We start from the raw sequence: 23838 nt of genomic DNA, 5'->3' as shown, positions 1-23838 counted from the left end.
GCCGCTATAAGTCGCCGCTCACCCCGCTGCTTGGAGCGTGGCTTCAATCACTGCCGGAGACAAAACGTGCTGGGTGACCATCTGGCTCGCACCGAGGATCGCGGCTTGGTCGCCCGCCATCGAGATGCCGATGCGCAGATCCGACGTAGCCAACGGAAGCGAGCGCCGATAGACAACTTCGCGGATGCCGGCCACCAGGTGCTCACCGGCATCCCCCATACTGCCGCCGATGACGATCATGGAGGGATTCAGCAGATTGACGACGGTTGCCAGGACATCGCCCACATCGCGTCCGGCTTGCCTGAGGGCCTGAATGGCTTGGAGGTTTCCGTCCGCTGCGAGATGCAGCACGTCGCCGCCGTTGGTGGCCGCGATTCCTTGGGCCTGCAACTGGCGGGCGACGGCGGGTCCCGAAGCGAGCGCCTCGAGGCAGCCGTGGTTTCCGCAACGGCAGAGGACGTCGTCGCCGCGGGGGACGCGGACGTGGCCGAGGTCCCCGGCCGTACCGTTGGCGCCACGCTGCAGCTCGCCGCTGCTGATGATGCCGGCGCCGATGCCCGTGGCGATTTTGATGAAGAGCAGATTGTCGTGGTCGGGCCAATATGCTGTGCGTTCGCCCAAGGCCATGATGTTGACATCGTTGTCCACCAGGACGGGAACCGGCAGCGAGCGCTGCATATAACGGACCACGTCGAACCCGTCCCACCCTGGCATGATCGGTGGTTTGATCGGCCTGCCGGTCTTGTGTTCCACGGGGCCGGGCAGCCCGATGCCGACCCCGGCAAGGTCTTCCAGGGAGCGCCCGGCTTCGGCCAAGAGTTCCCGCCCTGCCGCCACCACCTTGTCGAGGACCGCGTCGGGACCGTCAGCGACTTCCTGCGCGAGCCGGCGCTCGGCGACGACTGTTCCGCCGAGGTCGGTGACAGCGACGATCACGTGCGTCGCTCCGACGTCGACCGCCAAAACGACGCGGGCTGCCGGGTTGAAGGCAAAGCGCGACGGCGGCCTGCCGCCACTGGAGCTCGCCTCTCCGGCGGGGCCCACGAGTCCTGAGTTCATGAGGGCATCGATCCGCGAGGCGACCGTGGAGCGGGCCAGTCCGGTAGTGAGGGCGAGTTCGGCCCGGGTTCGCGCCTGGCCATCGCGAAGAAGCTGAAACAGATCTCCTGCACGCGAAAGGCTTCCGGCGTCCTGTGCGGGGGCGTCCCTGCCGGGCTCTTTCCCGGGTGCTGAGGTCATGGATCAGTGATAGCACGTTTGCTTATAGGTGTCACGCAGCAAAAGGTTGTCGATTTTATTTCGACTTTTGCTTGCTCATCGTCAAAAGTCGTCGTAGCTTGTGTTGTGAGAAGGATCACGTAGCCCACGAAGCAGCGCTGAAACTCCCGAGACTCCGTTTACGAAGAGGTAACTGATCTTGTCCAGCCCCTCGAAGGCAGCACCGTTAGGATCCCCACAGCCCCTCGGCGTCGGCATCCTTGGCGCCGGCCCGGTCACCCAAGCAATCCATCTGCCTTCCCTCGCCCGGCTCCGGAACATCCTGGAAGTCCGCCACATCATGGACGTCGACGCCGCGATCGCCGAATCGGTCGCGGCCCGCGTCGGCGCGAACCACAGCACCAGCGTGGACGCCCTCCTGGGTGATCCCGACGTCGACATAGTCGCCATCTGCAGCCCGCACCAATTCCACGCGGACCAAGTCATCGCGGCTTGCCGTGCGGGAAAGAAAGCCGTTCTCTGTGAAAAGCCGTTCGCCATGAGTGGCGAGGAAGCGGCCCGGATTTCGACGGTCAGCGAGGAAACCGGCGTTCCGATCATTGTGGGGGCAATGCACACCTTCGATCCCGGTTGGCTCGCAGCAGAGGCCAATTGGGGCGATCTCCCGGAGAACGTCCACACCATCCGCTCCTCCATCATCCTCCCGCCGAACGCCCGGTTCGAAGACTTCGCTTCCGAAATCATCACCCGGCCGGCCAGCGGCACTCCCGATTACAGCAACGTCGAGGTCATCAAGGACGCCCTCCGGGGCGGCATCATGGGACTGGCCATCCACGACCTCCCGCTCGTCCGCCGCTTCACCCCGGATTTCGAAGACCTCGAAGTGCTCCAGGCACGTCATGTCCGCCCCTTCGGTTACGTGATATCCCTTCGTTCCGGAAAACAGGGCCCACGTGAGCGGATCATCGAACTCAGGGCCGCCATGAACAAGACCTGGAAGCCGGAATGGGTCTTCGAAGCGATCTCGGACGATGCAGCCCTTCGCGTGGATTTCACCCCTTCCTACGTTCAGGCGGGCTCGGCAATCGCGACCATCACCCGCCGTGCAGGCAACCAAAATACCGGGAGCACCACTTTCGGACCGTTCGAGCACAACGGCTATGAGGGCGAATGGCGCGAACTGGCCCAATTGGCCCTCGGAACCAAGCAACCGCCGTCTGCTGAAAGCCTCATCAACGACCTCACCTTCGCGATTGCCATTGCCGATGCCACAGTGGATGAGGCCGCAGCCGAGCACGCCCAGCACTCAAACAGCCATGCAGGAGCCCGCTCATGAGCGCCCAGTACACGGTCAGCGCGACCGCCCAAGCCGAAGACAGCGGATCTGTAGCACTTGCGGTCGCTTCGCTTCCGGCGAGCTTCGGGCCCGTCGCGGCAGGAGAGCCCGCGCGGGTCTGCGCCCTCGACGGCGCCCCGGGCTGGACCAACGAGGCAATCAAAGCGATCGACGGCGGAGCCTTGGGCATCGTCGTCGTCAACCCGGTCCCGGAAAACACCGCCACCCTCTCCGACGCCGCTGAAGCAGGCCGGGTCGCGGTGGTCCTGGACCAGCGCTGGGCGTCCAACGCGGGCCTCGTTCCGGCCGAAGACGCCGTCCGTTCCGTAGCCGGTCGTGCTGCAATGCTTGACACCGTTGCCACAGCCGCGGCAGGCACGGACCCGGAACGCCTGCTCACCGAACACCTAGCCGCCGTCGTCCGCGTTACAGGAGAACTGAACGCCCTCCGCGCGGTGCGCCGCGGGCCGCACGGCTACACCCTATGCGCCCGGCTCGCGAACGGCGCCCCGGTTTCGCTCCAGGGTGTGCTGAGCGATGCCCGGCCTGCCGGCGTCGACTTCCGTCTCTACACCGACGACGGCGGCGTTAGCATCGCCGTTCCCGAACCGCTTGCCGCCTGGCCGGCAGAAATCCGGGCAACAGGGCCGCAAGGAGAACTCCTCCTGCCCACACTGTACGAATCAGCCCACCGCACCACGTGGCGTCGACTCAAGGAACACCTCGACGCCGGCACGTTTCCCTCCGATCTGGCCGGTTTTGCGCGGCTGACGGAATCCATCGCGCACCTCTCCTGAACCCGCACCTCTCCTCAACCCGCACCAATGCAGTCATTCACCTTCTCGACGACGAGCCGGACCGCAGAAACCGCGCAGCCAGCGCAGCGGTCCCGAAAGGAACCATCATGAATGTTCAGTCCGAAACCAGCCGTCACTTCTCCCGCCGCGGCTTCCTGGGCCTCACGGCGGCGGCCGCGGCTGTCCCCCTGCTCGCAGCTTGTGGCGGCGGTTCCGCCTCAAGCTCTGGCAGCAGTGGCACCATCAAGTTCTGGGACATGCCGTGGGGAACTCCGGCATACAACGATGCCGCGAAGAAGCTCGTGGAGGGCTTCTCGGGCGCCAACAGCAAGGCCAGCTACCAGATCATCCAGTGGAACAACTTCTACCAGACGTTCTCCTCGGCCATCGCGTCCAAGACCGGTCCTGCAGTCTCCACGGGTGGTGGTTTCCAGGCGTTCCAGTTCGAGCAGCAAGGCCAGATCGCCTATGCGGACAAGGTCATCGACGCGCTGAAGAAGAACGGCCAGTTCGACGACTTCCTGCCGGGTGTGCTGGACCCGTTCAAGTCGGACAAGGGCTACGTGGCTGTGCCGTGGCAGCTGGACATGCGCCCGCTGTGGTACCGCAAGTCCCTCTTCGACAAGGCGGGCGCCTCTGTCCCCACGGACTGGCCGAGCTTGCTCGAGGCAGGCAAGAAGCTCAAGAGCATCGGGGCCGTTGGCTTCGCAACGGGTTCCGGTGCGGGCAACAACATCGGCAACCACTTGATGATCATGATGATGATCAACAACGGTGGCGGCGTGTGGACCAAGGACGGCCAGCTCGATGTCATGAACGACCGCAACGTCGAAGCCGTTGAGTTCCTGCTGGAGCTGGTGTCGAACGGCGTCATTGACCCCGCCGCGGTCAGCTACACAACGGACAACCTCGACGCCCAGTGGAAGAAGGACGGGAAGGCGGCTTTCGGCATGTACGTCCTCGGCCTCGACAAGCGGGTCGGCGACACGTCCGGAGACCTCCTCGTGGCGAGCCCGATGGCTGGCCCGCACGGCGACAAGGCAACCCTCGTGTTCCCGAACAACATCATGATGTACAAGAACACTCCGTCCCAGGACGCTTCCGAGGCATTCCTGACCTATTACATGGGCCAGATCAAGGAGCTGTGGCGCCAGAAGCTCATGAACGGGCTGCCGGTCTTCAAGTCCATCACCGAACTGCCCGAGTTCGCCGGCGATCCCAACAACGTCAAGATCGTCAAGGAATACCAGCCGATCGCGAAGACCTTCGCCGCGCAGGGCACCTCCCTGAACGCCAACCTCGCAGTGCTCGACGGCGGCCAGGCCCTGAACCAGTTCACGCAAACAATCCTCACAGGGAAGACCGACGCCAAGACGGCGCTCGCGGCCTTCCAGTCCGGGCTCCAGTCCGTCATCAAGAAGTAAGCGGTCCCAGCCATGTCATCAACCACCGCGCAATCGGGCTTGGCCCGAGCCCGCCGGGGGCTTGCTCCGGGCGGCTCCGGGGGCGGTCACCGCATCCCGAACGATGGCCTGAACCGTAAGAGCAAGCTGTCGGGGCAGACCAAGCGGACGTTCTTCTGGCTCTTGCTGCCCTCGATCGTCCTGCTGATCCTGATCAACGGCTACCCGCTGATCTACGCCGGCGTGCAGGCCACCCACGACGGCTCACTCATCGACACCGGCAACTTTGTAGGCGTCGACAACTTCGCCACCGTCCTCTCCTCGGCCGCCTTCTGGAAGGCCGCACAGTTCACCCTGTGGTTCACTATCGTGGGTGTCTTCGGCTCCTGGCTGGTCGGCCTCGGCCTGGCCCTGCTCCTGCGCACCAAGATCCCGGCGGGCGGCACCTTCAAGGTCCTCCTCCTGCTGCCCTGGGTGGTGCCGATTGTGGTGTCCTCCACCGCGTGGAACTGGCTCGTCGCCACCCCGGACAGCCTCATCCCCTCCATCTTCCGCAACCTGGGACTCGGCACGCCGCTGTTCCTGGCCGACCCCCACCTCGCCGCCGTCATGGTCATGGTCTTCAAGGTCTGGGTCAGCTTCCCCTTCATGATGATGATGATCTCCGCCGCCCTGGCCTCCGTGGACACCACTGTCTACGAAGCGGCCAGCATGGACGGGGCCAGCAAGTGGCAGCAGTTCACCCAGATCACCCTGCCGATGATCGCCCGCTCCACCTACATCAGCTGGATCCTGATGACGATCTTCTGCGTCAATGACTTCCCCACCATCTACCTGCTCACCGGCGGCGGCCCTGTCGACGCCACCACTTCCCTCGTGGTGCTGGCCTACCGCAGCGTCTTCCAGGACTTCCAGACCGGTCCCGGCGTCGCTATCGCCTTCCTCATGACCGTCACCCTCGTCGTCGTGTCGGTCTTCCTGTACCGACAGATCCGAAAGTCGAGCGTCGAATAATGAGCGCAGTACTCCACGCCCACCCCGAATCCGGACCGGCGCTCGGCGTCGCGGGACCCAAGAAGACCCACCGGGTACTCTCCGAAGCCGGCCTACGCGGACGCTGGTGGCGGTTCGTCCTGATCCTTGCCATCACCGCGATCGTCCTGGTTCCGATCATGGTCACGGTGGTCCTGGCCCTCACCCCGGGTCCGAACAGCACCGCCACCGGCCTGACCCTGGAAAACATCACCGGCGTCTTCTCCAAGACCCTCGCCGGCACCTGGTTGACAAACAGCCTCATCACCACTCTTTCCACCGTGATCGTCTCGGTCGCCGTGGCCGCACCCGCCGGCTACGTTCTGTCCCGCGGCCGCTCAAAAGCGGTCTCCGGCTACTCCCTGCTGCTGTTCGTCATGCAGTCCCTGCCCATCATCACTTCGGTGGTGCCCCTGTTCATCCTTTTTGCGGGGATGGGGCTCGTGGACAACCTGCTCGGCCTGATCATCATCTACGTCGGCTCGACAATGACCGTGGCCACGTGGATGATGGCGGCATACTTCGATTCCATTCCGGTCAGCCTTGAGGAGGCCTCGTGGATCGACGGATGCTCCGTGTTCGGGTCCTTCACGAAGGTGGTGCTGCGCAATTCCCTGCCCGGCATCCTCTCCACGGCCATCTTCGCCTTCCTGCTGGCTTGGAACGACTACCTCGTCGCCATCGTGTTCCTGCGCTCCAACGAGATCTTCACCCTGCCGGTGGGCGTGCAGTCCTTCTTCCAGCAAAACCTCACCGACTGGTCCGGCGTCATGGCCCTCGCCGTCGTCATGATGCTTCCGCCCATCATCGTCTTCGCCACCCTGAACAAGTATTTCAGCGTCGGTGGCATCGGCGGATCCCTCGCCGGCCGCTAGCGGCCGCTATACGCCTCGTATCCCACGCAACTGACAACGCAAAGGAAAACCATGCCTTATTCCATCCAGCTTTACACCCTGCGCAACGCCATGCAGGAAGACCTGCCGGGCACCATCAGACGCGTTGCCGAGATCGGTTTCACGCAGGTCGAACCCTATAATTTCGTCGCCACAGCCAAGGAGCTGGGCGCTGCGCTGAAGGAGAACGGGCTCAGCGCACCGTCCGGGCACGCGCCGCTGCTGAGCCAGGACCAGGATGAGATTTTCGCCGCTGCGAAGGAACTGGGCATTGCCACGGTCATCGACCCGTACCTGCCGGCAGAGCACTGGCAGAACGCCGAGGACATCCAGGCCACAGCGGCCAAGCTCAACGCCGCGGCCAAGAAGGGTGCCGACTACGGAGTCCGCGTGGGCTACCACAACCACGCCTGGGAGCTTGAGTCCAGCATCGAGGGCAAGACCGCCCTGGAGTACTTCGAAGGCCTCCTCGACCCGGAACTGGTCCTGGAAGTGGACACGTACTGGGCAGCGGTCGGCGGCCAGAACCCGGTGGACCTGCTCGCCCGCCTGGGTGACCGGGTGAAGTTCATCCACATCAAGGACGGCCCCGGCACCACGGACACGAAAGCCCAGGTGCCGGCGGGCCAGGGCATCATCCCGGTGCTCGACGTCGTTGCTGCCGCCAAGTCCCTGGAAGTGGGCGTCGTGGAGTTCGACGACTACGCCGGAGACATCTTCGAAGGCATTGCCCAGAGCCTCGCATTCCTCCACTCAGCACAGGATGTGAACGCATGAGCACCGCAACCCACCAGAACACGCCGTCCGAGCGCCGCGGACCGGTTGGCGTCGCCGTCATTGGCGCCGGCAACATCAGCAAGCAGTACCTGGACAACCTCACGGTCTTCCCGGACCTGAAGGTCCATGTCATCGCGGACTTGTTCGAGGAAGCCGCGGAAGCGCGTGCCAAGGAGTACGGCATTGAAAAGTGGGGCGGCCCGGAACTGGCACTGAACCACCCCGACGTCGAGATCATCGTCAACCTGACCATCCCGGCAGCGCACGTCGAGGTCGCTACCGCGGCCGTGAACGCGGGCAAGCATGTCTGGACCGAGAAGCCGTTCTCCCTGGACCGCGAATCGGGCCTGGCGCTGTTGAAGACGGCCGACGCCGCGGGCATCCGCCTGGGCTGCGCCCCCGACACCTTCCTGGGCGCGGGCCTGCAGACCGCCCGCCGGGTCATCGAACGCGGAGACATCGGCACCCCGCTGACCGCCCTGACGATGTTCCAGACCCCCGGTCCGGAGTCCTGGCACCCGAACCCGGCGTTCCTCTTCGCCCGCGGTGCAGGTCCGCTTTTCGACATGGGCCCGTACTACGTGACAGCCCTGGTCCAGGCCTTCGGCTCGGTCCGCCGGGTTGCCGCCGTCGGTTCCAAAGCCAAGGATGTCCGCGTGGTAGGTTCAGGTCCCAAGGCCGGCGAGGAATTCCCTGTGGAGGTTCCCACCCACGTGTCCGCCATGCTGCAGTTCGAGTCCGGCGCGTCCTCGCACAGCGTCTACAGCTTCGAATCCCCGCGCCTTCGCATGGGCTTCGTGGAAATCTCGGGCACCGAAGGCATGCTCGAAGTGCCGGATCCGAACTACTTCGACGGCGACCTCAAGCTTTGGCGACCAGGCGCCACGGAAGCGGAAATCATCCCCGCCACCGGCCCGGCGAACGGCCGCGGCATGGGCGTGCTGGACATGGCCCGCTCGCTGCGGGCCGGTGTTCCGCACCGCGCCCAGGGCGCCCTCGCGTACCACGTTGTGGACACCCTGGTCTCCATCGCCGAGTCCGCCGAAACCGGCACCTTCGTTGGCGTCGACAGCTCCGCCGTCGTTTCCCCCGCCCTCCCCGAGGACTGGGACCCGATGGCCGCCACCCTCTAGGAATCACTCATGACTAGCTCCTCCCCTAGCCCCCAGTTTCGGGACGTCACCAGCCCGAAGGGTACCAACGCTGGGAACACGCCCCTCGGTGTCGCCGCCATCGGTTACGCATTCATGGGCAAGGCCCATTCGAACGCGTGGCGGAATGTGGCCAGCTTCTTCGATGTTCCGGCCTTCGAGCAGAAAGTGCTCGTGGGCCGGGACGCGGAACAGGTTGCCGAGGCAGCGGTTAAGTACGGGTGGAGTGAGTCCGCCACGGACTGGCGTACCGTCCTGGAGCGCGATGACATCCACATCGTGGATATCTGCGCCCCGGGATGGATGCACGCCGAAATCGCCACTGCGGCGCTGGAAGCGGGCAAGCACGTCCTCGTGGAGAAGCCCCTTGCCAATACCCTGGCAGAGGCCGAAGCCATGGCGGATGCCGCGCGTGCCGCCCGCGCGCGCGGCGTCCAGTCCATGATCGGATTCAACTATCGCCGCGTCCCCGCCCTCGCCCTCGCAAAGGAACTCATCGCCGAGGGACGGCTGGGCACAGTCCGGCACGTCCGTGCCGCCTACCTCCAGGACTGGCTCGTGGACGCCGACTCGCCCATGACATGGCGGCTCAACAAGGAAACCGCCGGGTCCGGGGCACTGGGCGACATCGCCTCCCACACCATCGACCAGGTGCTCTTCCTGCTCGGGGACACGGTCACTGAGGTCTCCGGCCGGCTGCACACCTTCGTGGACAGCCGCCCCGGCGCGGACGGCCCGGAAAGAGTAACGGTCGACGACGCCGCCTGGGCCACGCTGATCCTGGCCTCCGGAGCGGTCGCCTCGGTGGAAGTCTCCCGCATGGCAACCGGGCAAAAGAACTCCCTGAAAATGGAGATCTACGGCGACAAGGGTTCCATCCTCTTCGATCTGGAGTCCATCAACGAGCTGGGCTTCCTGGACGCCACGGCACCCGTCCGGGAGCAAGGATTCCGCCGGATCCTGGTCAACGAACCCGAGCACCCCTATATGGACGCCTGGTGGCCGCAGGGCCACGTGATCGGCTGGGAGCACACCTTCACCCACGAAATCCGCGACTTCCTCAGGGCCATCGACGCCGGGACCCCGCCGTCGCCCTCGTTCGAGGACGGGCTCGCCGTCCAGCGGGTCCTGGCCGCGATCGAAGAATCCTCCGACGCCAAGTCCGCCATCATCCAGGTGTCCACTCGCTGAGAACCCGGACTTCCGGCCTTCCACCCCCGAACCTCTTGCAAGGAGAACCCATGCCCCGCCCGTATACCCTGTTCACCGGCCAGTGGGCCGACCTGCCCTTCGAAGAAGTCGCCAAGCTCGCCTCCGGCTGGGGCTACGACGGCCTGGAAATCGCCGTGTCCGGCGACCACCTGGACGCCTGGCGCTGGGACGAACCCGGCTACGTCGACTCCAAACTCGCCGTCCTGGACAAGTACAACCTCAAGGTCTGGGCCATCTCCAACCACCTCAAGGGCCAGGCCGTGTGCGATGACCCCATCGACTTCCGCCACGAAGCCATCGTCGGCGCCAAGGTCTGGGGCGACGGGGACCCCGAAGGCGTCCGGGAACGCGCCGCCGAGGAAATGAAACACACCGCCCGCCTCGCCCGCGCCCTGGGCGTGGACACCGTCGTCGGATTCACCGGCTCCTCCATCTGGCAATACGTGGCCATGTTCCCGCCCGTCCCCGAAAAGGTCATCGACGCCGGCTACCAGGACTTCGCCGACCGCTGGAACCCCATCCTGGACGTTTTCGACGAAAACGGGGTCCGCTTCGCCCACGAAGTCCACCCCTCCGAAATCGCGTACGACTACTGGACCACCGTCAGGGCCCTGGAAGCGATCGGACACCGCGAAGCGTTCGGCCTGAACTGGGACCCCTCCCACTTCATGTGGCAAGGCATCGACCCCGTCTCCTTCATCTGGGACTTCAAAGACCGGATCTACCACGTGGACTGCAAAGACACCAAGCTGCGCCCCACCGGCCGCAACACCGTCCTGGGCTCCCACCTGCCCTGGGGCGACCCCCGCCGCGGCTGGGACTTCGTCTCCGCCGGACGCGGCGACGTGCCCTGGGAATCCTCCTTCCGCGCCCTCACCGCGATCGGCTACACCGGGCCCATCTCGATCGAATGGGAAGACGCCGGCATGGACCGCCTCCACGGCGCCCCCGAAGCCCTCGCCAACCTCAAAAAATACGACTTCCCCGCCTCCCAAACCAGCTTCGACGCCGCCTTCAGCCAGGACTAGGAAAGGGCCCTTAAGATCAATCTTGAGGGCCGGTTGTGCGCCCGATTGCCAGAGAGGACCGTATGAGCCAGACAATCCGTGAAGCAACAGCGGACGACGCCGGACGGCTGGCCGAGTTGGCGGCCGTCACCTTTCCGCTCGCCTGCCCGCCGGGATCCTCGCCTGAGGACATTGCGGCGCACCTGCGCAGGACGCTCAGCGCGGAGAAGTTCACCCAGTACCTTGCCGATCCGGCCATCACCATCCTGGCCATCGACGCCGCCGGGGAACTCCGCGGCTACAGCATGCTCGTTGCCCGTCCCACGACTGATGCCGACGTCGCTTCGGCCTTGGCGCTCAACCCCTCCACCGAACTGAGCAAGTGCTATGTGCATCCGGAACACCATGGCCTGGGTGCTGCCGCGGAGCTCATGAAGGCCACCTTGGACCGCGCTGCCGGCTCGGGGGCCGCCGGCGTGTGGCTGGGGGTCAACAGCCAGAATGCCAAGGCCATCCGGTTCTATGAGAAGAGCGGGTTCAGGAAGGTCGGCACCAAGTCGTTCCGCCTCGGCGAAACTGTGGAGCACGATTTCGTGATGGAACGGGCGCTCTAGGAACGCCGGGGATGCGTCAGTGACGCGCAAATGGACGGGCGACGCGCAAAGAGACCCATGCGGCTGGTATACGCGTAGCGTCAGCCCGTTTGCGCGTCGAAAACCGCTCTGCGTGTCATGTGACCAGTCCAACAGGCCATTGTGGGAATGCCCGGGCCCGGCTTCCCGTTGTCGCCGTCATGAAGATTGAGATCTGGTCAGACGTCGCTTGCCCGTGGTGCTACATCGGAAAGCGCAGGTTCGAAAAGGCCCTCGCCGAATTCCCGCACCGCGATACGGTCGAGATCCAGTGGCGCAGCTACCAGTTGGATCCGAGCATCCCGGAACACTACGACGGCACGGAACTCGATTACCTGAGCAAGCGCAAGGGCATGGACCCGGCCCAAGTCAGCCAGATGTTCGAGCACGTGGCATTGCAGGCGATGGGCGAGGGCCTCAACTACCGCTTTGACGACGTCGTGGTGGCCAACAGCTTCACGGCACACCGACTCATCCACCTGGCTGCGGCCCACGGCAAGCAGGACGAAGCCAAGGAACTGCTCCTGAGCGGCCATTTTGAACACGGCCGAGACATCGGCAACCCCGAATACCTGTCCAAGCTGGGCACTGAGTTGGGCCTGCCGGAAGCCGAAATCGCGGAGTTGTTCAGCACCGACAAGTACGCAGGGGACGTCCGCAGCGACATCTCCGAAGCCCGGATGCTTGGCGTTACCGGCGTTCCGTTCTTTGTCATCGACCGCAAGTACGGACTCTCCGGTGCGCAGCCGTCCGAGGTCTTCACCCAGGCCCTGACGCAGGCATGGCAGGAAGCGAACCCGTTGGTCGCCGTCGGGAGTTCCGACGCAGAAGCCTGCGGCCCGGACGGCTGCGCGATCTAGGACGTGCGCACGCGCGTGCGTCGGAAACAGCCCACAGTGGGGTATACAGAAGGGAGTCCCGGAGGGGCTCGACTTCCACCCACATGAGGAGCACGATGACAGAGCGCCCGATGGACCAATCACGTCCTGCACCCGGCTGGTATCCGGACCCGGCCGGATCAGGCAGGTCCCTGTGGTGGGACGGCACCGCTTGGTCGGGGTATCTGCCGGCAGCGCAGCCTGTGGCTGCTCCCGGCAGGTGGCGCCCTTTGATCAGCCCGCAGACCCCCGTCTACAACGCCCTCATTTGGCTCATCGTCGCCGCCCCTCTCGTGGTCGTTGTGCTGCAGGCCGCCGTGTGGAACCCCGTTCCACGCTTTGTCTACGTGCGGGGCGTCAGGACACTTGACCCATCCTCGATCATTACGCCCGGGTACTTCGTGGTCGCCGCAGCCGGCGTCCTCGCATACGCGGCGACGATCGTCGCGGCCTATTTCGACTGGAAAGGGCTTCGCCGGGCCGGCGTCGTGCGGCCCTTTCACTGGGCGTGGGCGTTCCTCAACCTCGCGGTCTACGTGATCGGCAGGTCCGTGGTGGTGCGGAAGGTCGCGCCCGGCAGGGGGTTGGCGCCGATATGGGCCTTCATCGGCGTGTATGTGGTGACCATCGTGATCAGCCTCGCCCATGCCTCGTCCATGATCCACCTCTTCTCCGGCCCGTACGGGTACTAGTTTCGGGCCTGTCTCCCCAGAGTCAGCTCCCCACACGCAATTTTGCTGACAGATCCCTGTAAAGTGTCTGTATGCCTAGGATTACGGCCGCCAGCAATGCGGCGCAACGCGCTGAAACACGACGCCGGGTCCTGACGGCTTTCGGCGAACTGCTTTTCACCCATGGCCTGCCCGGTCTGACGATGACCGACGTCGCGCGGCACGCCGGGGTCGGCCGGACCGCGGTGTACAACTACTACGCCGACATGGAACAGCTCCTCATCGCGTACGCCCTGGACGAGACCGAACGGTTCCTGGGCGACCTGCGCGAGTCCCTTACGGCACTGCAGAACCCGGTGGACCGTTTGGCCCTTTACGTGCGCGCCCAAGTGGAAGACCTGAGCCGCCGGCACCTCCCGCCGGGGCCTGCCATGGCGGCGGTCCTCTCGCCCGCCTCGTTCTCGAAATTGGCAGATCACGTGGGCGAACTCAACCTGCTGCTCCAGGACATCCTGAGTGACGGCATCGCCTCCGGTTACCTCCCGGCCACCGACGTCGGCCAGCTCGCCAGGCTCATCCACGGAACGCTTTCCTCGAGCGCGGCACGCGGCAACGCGGCGAACGGATCGGAGCTTGAGGAGCGCCTCGTCCAGACCGTGCGGTTCATCCAGTTGGGCGCGGGAGCAAGGTTCGACGACGACGGGCGGCCCGCGCGCTTGGCATGACCCGCGCGCTTGGCATGACCCGGCTGCGGGGCCAGGGCCGGCCGGGGGGGCCAGGGCCGCGGGGCTAAGGCGTCGGAAGCAGCGGCAGCTTCGCGTTGTCCGCGATCCGCTGCTCCAGGCGGGGACAACTGAGCTTGCCGGGGGTATTGTCCACGAGTTCCGGTGGTACCAATGCCGAGAAGCCGGAGGCCAGGATGAGGTCCACTGAAGCGTCCGTGCGTTGGTCCTGGAAGTAGTCGGTGCCCGCGATGTTCCTCTGGATGTTGAACGCCGCTGCTTGGCCGCTGGATCCCGAAACTACCATTGCCGTGCCGGTGTAGCTGGTGGTGGTGTTGTCGACTGTGCCAACCTTGTATCCGCGGGCCTTCAACTGGTCCGCTACGCCCTTGGCAAGGCCGGCCCTGCCAGCGGCGTTGTAGACGTTTACGCTGATTTTGTTATTCGGCATGTAGTCGAAAACAGCGGTGGGACACACGACTGCCGGAGCCGGGCTTGCGGCGGCGGAGGGAAAGCGGATCACGCCGTTCATGACCGCCCAGGCGCCCACGAGTCCGGCAACCACCACACCGACGAGCAGCGCGAGGACGATCCCGTGCAAGAGCCGCCGGCTGAACCATCCGGCATGGCTCTCAGGCCCGGGAGTATCGGCAAAAGTCGCACGGAGTTCCGGACCGGTGACAACCCGATGCCCGTGCAGGATCGTCGGGTCCTTCTGACGACCGGGACGCTTGCGGTTCTTCCTCGGATCCGCGTTCTCGGGCACTGCTACCTGCTCTTCCGGGATTGTTTCGTTAACCATCTATCACGAGCACCCGGGCGTGGATGGCCGTTCGCTGGTGGAGGGCGGTGCGGACAGCACGGTGGAGGCCGTCTTCGAGATAGAGCAGTCCTTGGTACTGCACAACGTGCGGGAAAAGGTCGCCGAAGAAGGTAGAGTCCTCGGCCAAAAGAGCTTCAAGGTCAAGGGTGCGCTTGGTGGTGACAAGCTCGTCGAGCCGGACAGGACGGGGCGGGAGCGAGGCCCAGTCCTTGGGCGTGGAGAAACCATGGTCAGGGTACGGGCGTCCCTCGCCCACGGCTTTGAAGATCACCTTGCAAGCCTAAAGAAGTAAGGCGCCCAAGGGAACTTGTGAGAAGTCGGCCACCAAGGTTGTGGCCAAAAGGTAATCGTTGACGGACCAAACGGGCTGAACGGGCGCCGCCTCCCGCCGTCGGCCGTCACACCGCTGCCGCCATCACGCCGGACTGACAGAATGGGTTCATGACTGCTTCAATGCCAGGCACACACCCGGCTGCTCCCGCCCTCGCACTCCTCCTCGACGTCGATGGCCCCGTCGCGAGTCCCGTGACGCGCGACGTGAAGCCCGGAATCATTGCTGACCTTGTGGGCCTGGCATCCGCAGGGATCCCCGTCATTTTCAACACCGGCCGTTCGGACGCTTTCATCCGCGAGCAGGTCATGGCACCCATGATCGCCGCCGGAATGCCCGAGGGAACCGTGGTCCACGCGATCTGCGAAAAGGGTGCGGTGTGGTTCAGCTACACCGCTGGCGGCGCGGGACCCATCCACGTGGACCATGATCTGGCCGTTCCGAAGGCCTACGGCGACGACGTGCGCCGCATGGTGGCAGAGGACTACGCCACCCACATGTTCTTCGATGAGACAAAGCGCGCCATGGTGTCTGTCGAGCAGCACCTGGACGTTTCAAGCGATGACTACCTGGCCGAGCAGAAGCTCTTCGACGCCGATGCCTTGGAGCTCATGGGCAGGCACGGGCTCTCCGCAGCGCTCTTGGATCACCACGCGCCGGAATCCGACGACACCGCTGACTACCGGCTTGATCCCACCATCATCTCCACGGACATCGAGTCCGTCCGGCTCGGCAAGGATCTCGGCGCGAGCCGCGCCGTGGAGCTCCTCGCCGCCCAGGGAATCACCCCGCAGGCCTGGCGGACAGTGGGCGATTCGCGCACGGACTACGCCATGGCGGACTGGCTCCACCACAATGACCACAGCGTCAAACACGTCGATGTCCGGCCGGCGGACGGCGTCCCCAACAAGCCCTACGATGTTCTTACGGCCACGGATCTCGGCCTGGGCGAGGACGTCATCCACGACGACGCCGGAGGCGCATTCCTGCGCAGTTGGCGTGAAGCCTTCGGGAGCTAAGGCCACCAAGTCCGCCTCAACCACAACCTTTTCGGAGAAAAGCCATCACAGACATGGACCAGCAAGCAATCTACTTCGGTAGCCCCGCATCCGACGACGATGCGGTCGTTCCCGAACCGACGTCGCCCGCAGTCGACGCGCGCCTGAAGCACCGCGCCGACGTCGTTCGCCAACGCGGCCGTTATAGCTTGCTGAACCAGAACCGCACTCCGCAGCAGGCGATGGTCGAAGACCTTCTCGTCATCCGGGCTGCACTGGAGTCGGCCGGGCTGGATTTCATCCTGGTCCGCGGCAACGACCACCGGCCCGTGATCGCCGTCGACTGGAAACTCCGGAAGAAACTGCGCCAGGCTTTGGTCTCCGCTTTCCGGAACGAGCCGTTCTATTCCATGACCGTGGATGCCAGGAAGAAATCCACCTTGCTGGTGGCCGACGGCGAGCTGTCCAACAACCGGAAGGCCCGGATCTTCCGGCTCTTCCGTCCGCGCGTCGAACCCGGAGGCGGGCTGACATACGGCCCCTCGCTCGGCGTTCAACTGGAGTTGTGGGAGTTCGCCGGTGACCAGCTCGTCTTGCCGGTTGAAAACTCCTTGACCCGGCGAACCATGCTGCGCCAGGACGCTGTCCGGGGCACGGTGGAACGCCACGGGCTAAGTTGGCCGACCATCGAGAACATGTTCGCGGATCACGCGAGCGACATCTCGTTCGACGTCGACATCGTCTTTTCATGGGTGGACGGCAATGACCCCGCCTACATTGCGGCGCGTCGGGAGCAGATGAAAGACGCAGTCGTTGGCGAGGGCGACGCCCACGAGGCCCGCTTCCGGCAAATCAACGAGCTCAAATATGCCCTGCGCTCCGTCTACATGTATGCACCCTGGATACGCCGGATCTATATCGCCACGGACTCTCCCGCGCCGGAATGGCTTGCCGAGCACCCGAGCGTCAAGATCGTACGCAGCGAGGAGTTCTTCAAGGACCCCACAGTGCTGCCCACCCACAATTCCCAAGCCGTGGAATCCCAGCTGCACCACATTGAGGGTCTTTCCGAGCACTTCCTGTATTCCAATGACGACATGTTCTTCGGCCGGCCCGTAGCACCGGACATGTTCTTCACTCCCGGCGGAATCACGAAGTTCATCGAAGCCTCCACCCGGATCGGGCTGGGAGAGAACGACGCCGAGCGCAGCGGCTTCGAAAACGCGGCCCGCGTCAACAGGAAGCTCCTCCGGGAGCGCTTCGGGCGGATCACCACACGCCATCTGGAGCACACCGCCGCGCCTCTTCGACGCAGCGTGATCGCAGAGATGGAGCGCGAGTTTCCGAACGAGTTCGCCAAGACGGCGGCCAGCAGGTTCCGTGCGGCGGACAACATCTCCGTGACCAACTCGTTCTACCACTATTACTCATTGCTCACCGGGCGGGCAGTGACGCAGACGTCGGCAAAAGTCAGGTATGTGGATACCACCCTGTGGTCCGGGCTCCACTATCTGCCCACGTTGCTCGCCAAACGCAACGTGGACTTCTTCTGCCTCAACGACGGCAGCTTCCCCGAAGTGGCGGCCGATGAACGGGCCGGACTCGTGACGGACTTCATGGAGAAGTACTTCCCCGTCAAGGCCCCGTGGGAGAAGTAGTCCGCTAGCGGCGGGTCATTTCCGGGTGCTTGGCGTCGGCCCTGGAACCGCGTTCGTGCGTAGGACGCTGCGGAATCCTGATGCCGGCTTCGGCCAGCCGACGCCGGGTTGCTTCCGGGCTGACGTACTCGCCGACAGTCGGCGACTTGCCCAACGGCACCACCGAATGCACGATCGTCTGCTCGTAGACGTGCACCAGGTTGAATGCCTGGGCGCCATCCCGGCCGCGGGTGCCGCCCTGCGGAACGTTGAGGTCCTGCGTGTAGCAGCTCGCGGAAGCCACCGACACCGGAACACCCGCGAACATGGCTGTGGTGGAGTAGTGCAGGTGACCGCCCAGGATCGTACGGACGTCCGAGTTGCGCACGACGTCGGCCAGGGCCGCTTGGCCGCGAAGCTCCACGAGGATGGAGAGATCCAGGACGCTCGGGACCGGTGGGTGGTGAAGTGCAAGGATGGTGCCGTCCGGGGCAGGTGTTGCGAGCTCCGATCCCAACCAGTCCAGCTGGCTCTGGCTCAGCTCACCATGATGGAAGCCAGGCACGGAGGTATCCAGCGTGATGATCCGCAGCCCGTTGACGAAGTAGCTGTGATCCACCGGGGCGTCATTGTCGCTCTGGTCGAACAGGCCTGCACGGAAATTGGCACGGTCATCATGGTTTCCCATCGCCCAGATCACCCGTGCGCCCATCTCGCGACAGGCAGGCTCGACGATTGAGCGGAGTTTGGCGTAGGCACCGGGCTCACCCTGATCGGCGAGGTCGCCCGTGAAAATCACGGCGTCGGGCCGGACCTTCGACGCGTGCACTTCCGAAAAGAGCTGCCGAAGGTGGGCTTCGCTGTCGACCGAACCGTAAAGGGGTTCCGACCCTCCCAACAAATGGGAGTCGCTAAGGTGCAGAAGTATGTGTCCTGGCCGCGGGTGCTCGGCCTCGATGAGCTCCATTACTACCTTCGGGTCGGTAGGAGACGGCGCCTCCAGTTTCAGTCCCAATAAAGCCAATCCAACCAGACAAAAGGCTAACGTAGGGTAACTTACCGTCGGAATGTTGGAAAATTACTCGTACTCCCCCGTGATCCCCGCCCACAGGATCGAGCACCTCGGGGCGCACTCCTGCTGGCTTAGGCGAGCGCTTCTTCGAGTGCCTCGATGAGCTTTTCGGAATCGGGCTCGACGGCGGACGGGAACCGGGCGAGCACCTCGCCTTCGCGGCTCACCAGGAACTTTTCGAAGTTCCACTTCACCTTCTGCGGTTTGGAGCCGTCGGCCGTACGGGTCAGCTCGGCATACAGGGGATGCTGTTGCTTGCCCCGGACCTTGGTCTTGCTCGCGAGCGGGAACGAGACTCCGAAGTTGCGCTGGCAGAACTCCGCGATCTCGGCATCGGAACCCCTTTCCTGGCCGGCAAACTGGTTGCATGGCACACCAAGGATCTCGAATCCCCGGTCACGGTATCTGCGGTAGAGCTCTTCCAGTCCCGAGTACTGGCGCGTGAAACCACACTTCGAAGCCACGTTGACAACCAGTACGGCTTTGCCCTCGAAACGCCCAAAGTCGGCCTGGGAGCCGTCATTGAACGTCAAGGGGATGTTGTAGAGGGGGGACATTGAATTGCTTCCTTACGATGCGGAACCTCGGCAAACCGCCGCATTCGAGTCTACGCTCGGCGGGCGGTTGGGCGGGTTCCAAAGGAATGCGACGGCTTAAGGCTTGGGAACGGTCGGTTTGGTGGTGGACGTGGCCGACGGCGTGGCGCTGGTGGGCGCGGACGGCGTAGGTCCGGCGGGAGCGGGCGTCCCGGGCGGGACTGACTGGGTGTGAGTCCCGGTCGGAACTGGAGCGGGAAGGCCCGACGTCGGCGCCGCCGTGGGCGGTGCGGTCACCACCGGCGCCTGGGTCACGACGGGAGCCTGCGTCACGACCGGAGCCTGGGTCACCACCGGCGCTCGCGTCGGAGGTTGGCTCGGGGTGCTGCTCTGGGTCTTGCTTGGGGTCGGCGACGGCGTGTGCGTCCCAGTAGGCGTAGGCGTCGGGGTCCCGGCCGGCGTTCCTGTCCCGGGCTTCGTACCTGTCGGTGTCGGAGTGGATGTCGGGGTCGGGGTCGGAGTAGGCGTCCGTGTCGGCGACGGCGTCGCCGTCGGGCTGGGGGTCTTCGGACTACCGGTGGGTGCCGTCGTCGGCGTCTGCATGGACGCAGCGGACGGGCTCGGCGCCACGACCTTGGTTTCCTGCACCCCGCCGGTCACTGCCTGTCCGGAGGGCACGGCACCCGGGTCAGTCGGCACCGCTCCGGGGATGGACCAGACAGACCCTGCCGAGGTCGCTGTGGCTGAGCCCGGCTGGTAGCTGACCATCGGGATATCTCCAAGGGGATCCACCTGCTTGGTGAGCAGGAACGTCCATTTCATCGGGTCGGTGTAGACGCCGTTGAGAATCGTCTCGAAGTGCAAGTGGCAACCAGTCGAGGAACCCGTGGTTCCCACCCTGGCGATGACCTCGCCCACCCGCACCGATTGTCCCTTGACGACGGCGATTCCCTGCAGGTGGTTGTACGTGGTGACCAGGCCATTGCCGTGATCAATTTCCACGCGGTTTCCGCCGCCCCACGGGTGCCATCCCACGGCCCGGACGACGCCCGAGTCGGCTGCGTAGACGAGGGTGCCGCAAGCCGCCGCGAAGTCCTGGCCCCAGTGGAATTCGTCCGGCAATCCGGTGATGGGATCGATCCTCAACCCGAAGGGAGAGCTCGGAACCAGAACTTCCAGCGGCGCGTACAGTTTCCCGGCGGGGGGACGGTCGAGGGAACTCGACGCGACATTCAGAGTGCCCACGCCGTTCTTGTCGAGGGTTTGGACCGGGGATCGTTCAAAAGACACCACGGCTCTGTCCCCTGCCGCGACCGGGGCCGATGACGGGCCCCGCGGCACGATCCCCTGCGCGCTGGCTGCGGCACCGTCCGTGGGTAGCATGCCAGGCTCAACCTGGCCCGCGGCAGACGATCCGTCGCTTGCCGGTTCAGCCACGCGCGGGCCCTGGAAACCAAAGGCCAGCATCACCACGACAGCAAGGAAGCAAGCCGAGAGGACCCGGCCGAATTTTCTTGTGAGTACCAGATCGACAATCTGGCCAGACTCATGATGCTTTCCCACAGCGGCTCCTGAGACAGGCGCTCATCCCCAAGTACGGGCGCGCTTGTCCCATTGTGGCCGCTATGAAATCGAATGGGAACACTCGACTTTTTACTTGGCCCGCCCGCTAACCACTCATCGGAAAGAGGCGGGCTACTCGCCCAGGTTCTCTTTCAGCAGCGCACGGTGCTCGACGGCGGCATCCGAATGCAGCGCGCGGCCGGCGTCGGTCAGCTCGAGGTACAGCGATCGGCGGTCGTCCGCGCAGGTCATGCGGGATACGAGCCCGGCTTTCTCCAGGCGGTCAACCACCTTGGAGACGGCGCTCTGGGTCATGGGTGTCCGCTCCCCGAGGGCCTTCATGCGGCAGGCGGAGTCAACGCTTTCGGCAACGAGATCGAGGATTTCGAATTCATTCAAGCCGATGTCGAACTTGGCTTCCAGTGCGCGGTCAATGGCCGCCGCGGTGCGGAAGTACGAGTTCTGGATGCTGCGCCATTGCTCAACCAGCTGGCGATCCTGCGTTGTTGCCATTCCCAGATTCTAGTCGAAACCGTAAATAAAGTCCACGTCATAAAATTCCCCATCATATTCCTTGTCATTGAATGACGCGTCATATAGATTGATTTGCATGACTTCACCAAGCACCCTCGTCAGACCCGCCGAGCAGCTCCATGCACCCGTGAGCTGGACCCGCGCCCAATGGCTGCTCCTCATGGTGGTGTGCACAGTCCTGGCCCTCGACGGCCTCGATGTGTCCATGGTTGGAGTAGCCCTTCCCTCCATCGGCCATGAACTCCACCTCGGAACCGATTCCCTGCAGTGGATCGTTTCCGCCTATGTCCTGGGCTACGGGAGCCTGCTGCTCCTTGGCGGCCGGCTCGCGGACCTGCTGGGCCGGCGTCGGATCTTCCTGATCGCTTTGACCGTGTTCGCCGCGGCGTCGCTCCTCGGCGGCCTCGTGAACGATCCCACCCTGTTGATCGCCACGCGCTTCATCAAAGGCCTGGCGGCGGCGTTCACGGCCCCTACCGGGTTCTCCATCATCACTACCAACTTCGCTGAAGGCCGCGAGCGCAACAAGGCGCTGTCCATCTTCACCACTTTCGGCGCGAGCGGCTTTTCGCTGGGACTGGTTGTCGGCGGGCTCATGACCAGCTTGAGCTGGCGCTGGACCTTCCTGGTATCGGTACCGATCGCCGTCGCCGTCGTGCTTCTCGGCATGCTGTTCATTCCCAAGGACAAGCCGTCCACGGAAGAAAGCGGCCACGACGTTTGGGGAGCAGTCACCCTCGCGCTCGGCATGCTCGGCCTCGTGTACACCTTGGTTTCAGCTCCGGAGAAGGGCTGGGGATCTGTGGCAACAATCGCCGGATTCGCCATCTCTGCTGCCGTCCTGGCAACCTTCGCCGTCATTGAAAACCGCGTCAAGCACCCCCTCATCCGCTTTGGCATCCTTCGCGAAGGCTGGGTCGCCCGCGCCAACCTGAGTGCTATCGGATTGTTCGGTTCCTACCTGAGCTTCCAGTTCATCCTCACCATGTACTTGCAGTCGGTGCTCGGCTGGTCTCCCCTGGGCATGGCTCTTGCCTTGCTTCCCACAGGGCTTCTGGTGGCAACGAGCGCGCCCTTCGCGGACAGGTTCATCGAGAAATTCGGCGCCCCGAAGCTTATCCTCACCGGCTTGACCGCCATGGGGCTGGGCTACCTCTTGTTCCTCCGGGTGGGAACCTCACCCAACTACGCGCTGGACATCCTTCCCTCGGTCATCCTGCTGGGTATCGGATTTGCGTTGGCTTTCCCGTCCATCAATGTCCAGGCCACCGCCGGGATCCGGGATTCGGAGCAGGGGCTGGCCGCCGGACTCATCCAGACAAGCACGCAGGTTGGCGCCGCTTTGGTCCTCGCCGTGACCACTGCCCTGGTCAGCGGCCACGGACAAGGCGACGGCACAAGCAGCACCGCCAGCGCTGCAGCCATGCTCGATCAGTACAGGCCCGGTTTGGTCCTGAGCGCTGCCGTGGCAATCGCGGCCCTGCTGGTGGCGGCGTCCCCGGCCCGCCGCCATCGGGCTCTCGCCGAGCAACACGCAGGCTAAGCGGATTCGCGTGAAAGGTGCCGGCCCGCTGTCCCGCAGCGGACCGGCACCTGAGTAAGCAAGGCCGCGGCTTGCGCCAAGCAAAAGCTGCGCAACAATGGACCATGGTCAACTTCCTGAAGAAGTGGCAATCGGAACTGCGGATGACTTTTACGGGCCATCCGCAGTCCACTCCTGACTGGGTGTTGCGGCTTGCTGACGGAAACGACCCCGGATACCACCTCCCCGGCTCGGCCGTCTGGGCCGTCCACGGATCAATGTCCACGATCGTCGCCGGAATCCGGGTGCTGCTCATGCAGTCCCTGCACCCCGGTGCCTTGGCCGGGGTGTACGACCATTCAGGCTTCAAAAGGGATCCCCTCGGGCGGCTAGCAAACACGATCCGGTGGATATTCACGGTGAGCTACGGCTCCATGGACGCCGCCCAGACGGCAACCCATTTCGTGCGAAGGGTCCACGACTCCGTCAAGGGCAGCTACGTCGACGCCCAGGGACAGACCCGCCAGTATTCAGCCAATGATCCCGAGCTTCTCCGCTGGGTCCACGTTGCGTACGCGGATTCCTTCGTGGCGGCGCACCGGATCTGGGGTGGGGCGGTCCCCGGCGGCGCCGACGCCTACGTCCGCGAGTGGGCCCAAGCGGGCCGCCTGATGGGTGTCGAGGACCCTCCCCTGAGCCTCGCCGAAGTGGCGTCGGAAATGGACCAGTGGTACGCCTCCGGCCATCTCCGCGCGGACGAGCGGCTCATGGAAACCATCGATTTCATCCGGCATCCCCCGTTGAAAGCGTCGCTGCAACCCGGTTACCGGATTTTGTTCGCCGCAGCCGTGGCCAGCCTGGAGCCCCGGTATCGGAAACTGCTGGGGCTGGAAAAGGCCCGTTTTGGACCCATCCCGCTGCCGTCGATTCTCGCCGCGCGGGTGGTCCTCGCCATCGTGCGACTGACTTTGGGCCGCAGCGGCCCAAGCGAGCAGGCCGCCCGGCAACGGCTGCGCCGCCTGGGGTACCAGGCATAGGCGCAAAGAAGCCCGGCGAAACGGCTTGTGGCCGTTCCGCCGGGCTTCTCGGCAGA

The 23838-nt window shown here is 64.6% G+C and carries 24 protein-coding genes; 17 read left to right on the top strand and 7 right to left on the bottom strand.

Going from position 1 to position 23838, the window contains the following annotated elements; all coding sequences use genetic code 11:
• Positions 1 to 18 precede the first annotated feature (18 nt).
• Complete coding sequence (locus J2S96_RS18570; protein ID WP_306866821.1) at positions 19 to 1239, bottom strand: ROK family transcriptional regulator; 1221 nt, start codon at positions 1237 to 1239, stop codon at positions 19 to 21.
• 178 nt (positions 1240 to 1417) lie between these two features.
• Between J2S96_RS18570 and J2S96_RS18565 the strand changes: the two genes are divergently transcribed.
• The 13 genes from J2S96_RS18565 to J2S96_RS18505 all read left to right on the top strand — a co-directional run bounded on the left by J2S96_RS18565 (position 1418) and on the right by J2S96_RS18505 (position 13732).
• On the top strand, positions 1418 to 2554 hold the full coding sequence (locus tag J2S96_RS18565; RefSeq protein ID WP_306866819.1) for a Gfo/Idh/MocA family protein: 1137 nt from the start codon (positions 1418 to 1420) through the stop codon (positions 2552 to 2554).
• Positions 2551 to 3351, top strand: coding sequence for a hypothetical protein (locus J2S96_RS18560; RefSeq protein WP_306866816.1), 801 nt, complete (start codon positions 2551 to 2553; stop codon positions 3349 to 3351). Before J2S96_RS18565 ends, J2S96_RS18560 begins: the two co-directional genes overlap by 4 nt.
• A 107-nt stretch (positions 3352 to 3458) precedes the next feature.
• On the top strand, positions 3459 to 4775 hold the full coding sequence (locus tag J2S96_RS18555; RefSeq protein ID WP_306866814.1) for an ABC transporter substrate-binding protein: 1317 nt from the start codon (positions 3459 to 3461) through the stop codon (positions 4773 to 4775).
• 12 nt (positions 4776 to 4787) lie between these two features.
• Positions 4788 to 5768 (top strand): carbohydrate ABC transporter permease, encoded by a 981-nt coding sequence (locus tag J2S96_RS18550; protein WP_306866810.1) that lies wholly within the window; start codon positions 4788 to 4790, stop codon positions 5766 to 5768.
• On the top strand, positions 5768 to 6661 hold the full coding sequence (locus tag J2S96_RS18545; RefSeq protein WP_306866807.1) for a carbohydrate ABC transporter permease: 894 nt from the start codon (positions 5768 to 5770) through the stop codon (positions 6659 to 6661). Before J2S96_RS18550 ends, J2S96_RS18545 begins: the two co-directional genes overlap by 1 nt.
• Positions 6662 to 6712: 51 nt before the next feature.
• Positions 6713 to 7456 (top strand): sugar phosphate isomerase/epimerase family protein, encoded by a 744-nt coding sequence (locus J2S96_RS18540; RefSeq protein ID WP_306866804.1) that lies wholly within the window; start codon positions 6713 to 6715, stop codon positions 7454 to 7456.
• Entirely contained in the window at positions 7453 to 8589 is a 1137-nt protein-coding gene (locus J2S96_RS18535) for a Gfo/Idh/MocA family protein (protein WP_306866801.1), read from the top strand. Before J2S96_RS18540 ends, J2S96_RS18535 begins: the two co-directional genes overlap by 4 nt.
• Positions 8590 to 8598: 9 nt before the next feature.
• Positions 8599 to 9798: a Gfo/Idh/MocA family protein gene (locus J2S96_RS18530; protein ID WP_306866797.1), complete on the top strand. Its 1200-nt coding sequence runs from the start codon at positions 8599 to 8601 to the stop codon at positions 9796 to 9798.
• Between the two features lie 50 nt (positions 9799 to 9848).
• Positions 9849 to 10847 carry a sugar phosphate isomerase/epimerase family protein gene (locus J2S96_RS18525; RefSeq protein ID WP_306866794.1) on the top strand — a complete coding sequence of 333 codons (999 nt, stop codon included), beginning with the start codon at positions 9849 to 9851 and terminating at the stop codon, positions 10845 to 10847.
• 62 nt (positions 10848 to 10909) lie between these two features.
• Complete coding sequence (locus J2S96_RS18520; RefSeq protein WP_306866791.1) at positions 10910 to 11440, top strand: GNAT family N-acetyltransferase; 531 nt, start codon at positions 10910 to 10912, stop codon at positions 11438 to 11440.
• Positions 11441 to 11619: 179 nt separating this feature from the next.
• Entirely contained in the window at positions 11620 to 12318 is a 699-nt protein-coding gene (locus J2S96_RS18515; RefSeq protein WP_306866788.1) for a DsbA family oxidoreductase, read from the top strand.
• Between the two features lie 95 nt (positions 12319 to 12413).
• Complete coding sequence (locus tag J2S96_RS18510) at positions 12414 to 13028, top strand: DUF2510 domain-containing protein (RefSeq protein ID WP_306866786.1); 615 nt, start codon at positions 12414 to 12416, stop codon at positions 13026 to 13028.
• A gap of 71 nt (positions 13029 to 13099) precedes the next feature.
• Positions 13100 to 13732: a TetR/AcrR family transcriptional regulator gene (locus J2S96_RS18505; RefSeq protein WP_306866784.1), complete on the top strand. Its 633-nt coding sequence runs from the start codon at positions 13100 to 13102 to the stop codon at positions 13730 to 13732.
• 64 nt (positions 13733 to 13796) lie between these two features.
• Here the strand turns inward: J2S96_RS18505 and J2S96_RS18500 are convergent, their stop codons facing one another.
• Together J2S96_RS18500 and J2S96_RS18495 are read right to left on the bottom strand one after the other, a co-directional pair.
• Positions 13797 to 14531, bottom strand: coding sequence for a LytR C-terminal domain-containing protein (locus tag J2S96_RS18500; RefSeq protein WP_306866781.1), 735 nt, complete (start codon positions 14529 to 14531; stop codon positions 13797 to 13799).
• Positions 14524 to 14823, bottom strand: coding sequence for a type II toxin-antitoxin system VapB family antitoxin (locus J2S96_RS18495; protein WP_059388531.1), 300 nt, complete (start codon positions 14821 to 14823; stop codon positions 14524 to 14526). Before J2S96_RS18495 ends, J2S96_RS18500 begins: the two co-directional genes overlap by 8 nt.
• 170 nt (positions 14824 to 14993) lie before the next feature.
• On the opposite strand from J2S96_RS18495, the gene J2S96_RS18490 reads away from it, so the two are divergent.
• Together J2S96_RS18490 and J2S96_RS18485 are read left to right on the top strand one after the other, a co-directional pair.
• Positions 14994 to 15902 carry a hypothetical protein gene (locus tag J2S96_RS18490; RefSeq protein ID WP_306866776.1) on the top strand — a complete coding sequence of 303 codons (909 nt, stop codon included), beginning with the start codon at positions 14994 to 14996 and terminating at the stop codon, positions 15900 to 15902.
• Between the two features lie 53 nt (positions 15903 to 15955).
• Complete coding sequence (locus J2S96_RS18485; protein WP_306866774.1) at positions 15956 to 17539, top strand: stealth family protein; 1584 nt, start codon at positions 15956 to 15958, stop codon at positions 17537 to 17539.
• A 4-nt stretch (positions 17540 to 17543) separates the two neighbouring features.
• Here J2S96_RS18485 and J2S96_RS18480 read toward each other — a convergent pair whose 3' ends face one another.
• The 4 genes from J2S96_RS18480 to J2S96_RS18465 form a co-directional block, all read right to left on the bottom strand.
• Complete coding sequence (locus J2S96_RS18480) at positions 17544 to 18485, bottom strand: metallophosphoesterase (protein ID WP_306866770.1); 942 nt, start codon at positions 18483 to 18485, stop codon at positions 17544 to 17546.
• 176 nt (positions 18486 to 18661) lie between these two features.
• A complete protein-coding gene (locus J2S96_RS18475) occupies positions 18662 to 19147 on the bottom strand; it encodes a glutathione peroxidase (protein WP_306866768.1) in 486 nt (161 codons plus the stop codon).
• 96 nt (positions 19148 to 19243) lie between these two features.
• On the bottom strand, positions 19244 to 20689 hold the full coding sequence (locus J2S96_RS18470; RefSeq protein ID WP_306866765.1) for a peptidoglycan DD-metalloendopeptidase family protein: 1446 nt from the start codon (positions 20687 to 20689) through the stop codon (positions 19244 to 19246).
• Positions 20690 to 20821: 132 nt separating this feature from the next.
• Positions 20822 to 21202: a MarR family winged helix-turn-helix transcriptional regulator gene (locus tag J2S96_RS18465; protein WP_306866762.1), complete on the bottom strand. Its 381-nt coding sequence runs from the start codon at positions 21200 to 21202 to the stop codon at positions 20822 to 20824.
• A gap of 97 nt (positions 21203 to 21299) precedes the next feature.
• On the opposite strand from J2S96_RS18465, the gene J2S96_RS18460 reads away from it, so the two are divergent.
• Complete coding sequence (locus J2S96_RS18460; protein WP_306866760.1) at positions 21300 to 22766, top strand: MFS transporter; 1467 nt, start codon at positions 21300 to 21302, stop codon at positions 22764 to 22766.
• A gap of 104 nt (positions 22767 to 22870) precedes the next feature.
• Positions 22871 to 23782 (top strand): oxygenase MpaB family protein, encoded by a 912-nt coding sequence (locus tag J2S96_RS18455; protein WP_306866852.1) that lies wholly within the window; start codon positions 22871 to 22873, stop codon positions 23780 to 23782.
• Positions 23783 to 23838 lie beyond the last annotated feature (56 nt).

The organism is Arthrobacter bambusae, assembly GCF_030812595.1.
GTDB classification, from domain to species: Bacteria; Actinomycetota; Actinomycetes; order Actinomycetales; family Micrococcaceae; genus Arthrobacter; species Arthrobacter bambusae_B.
This window is presented reverse-complemented; position numbering and strand designations above follow the sequence as displayed.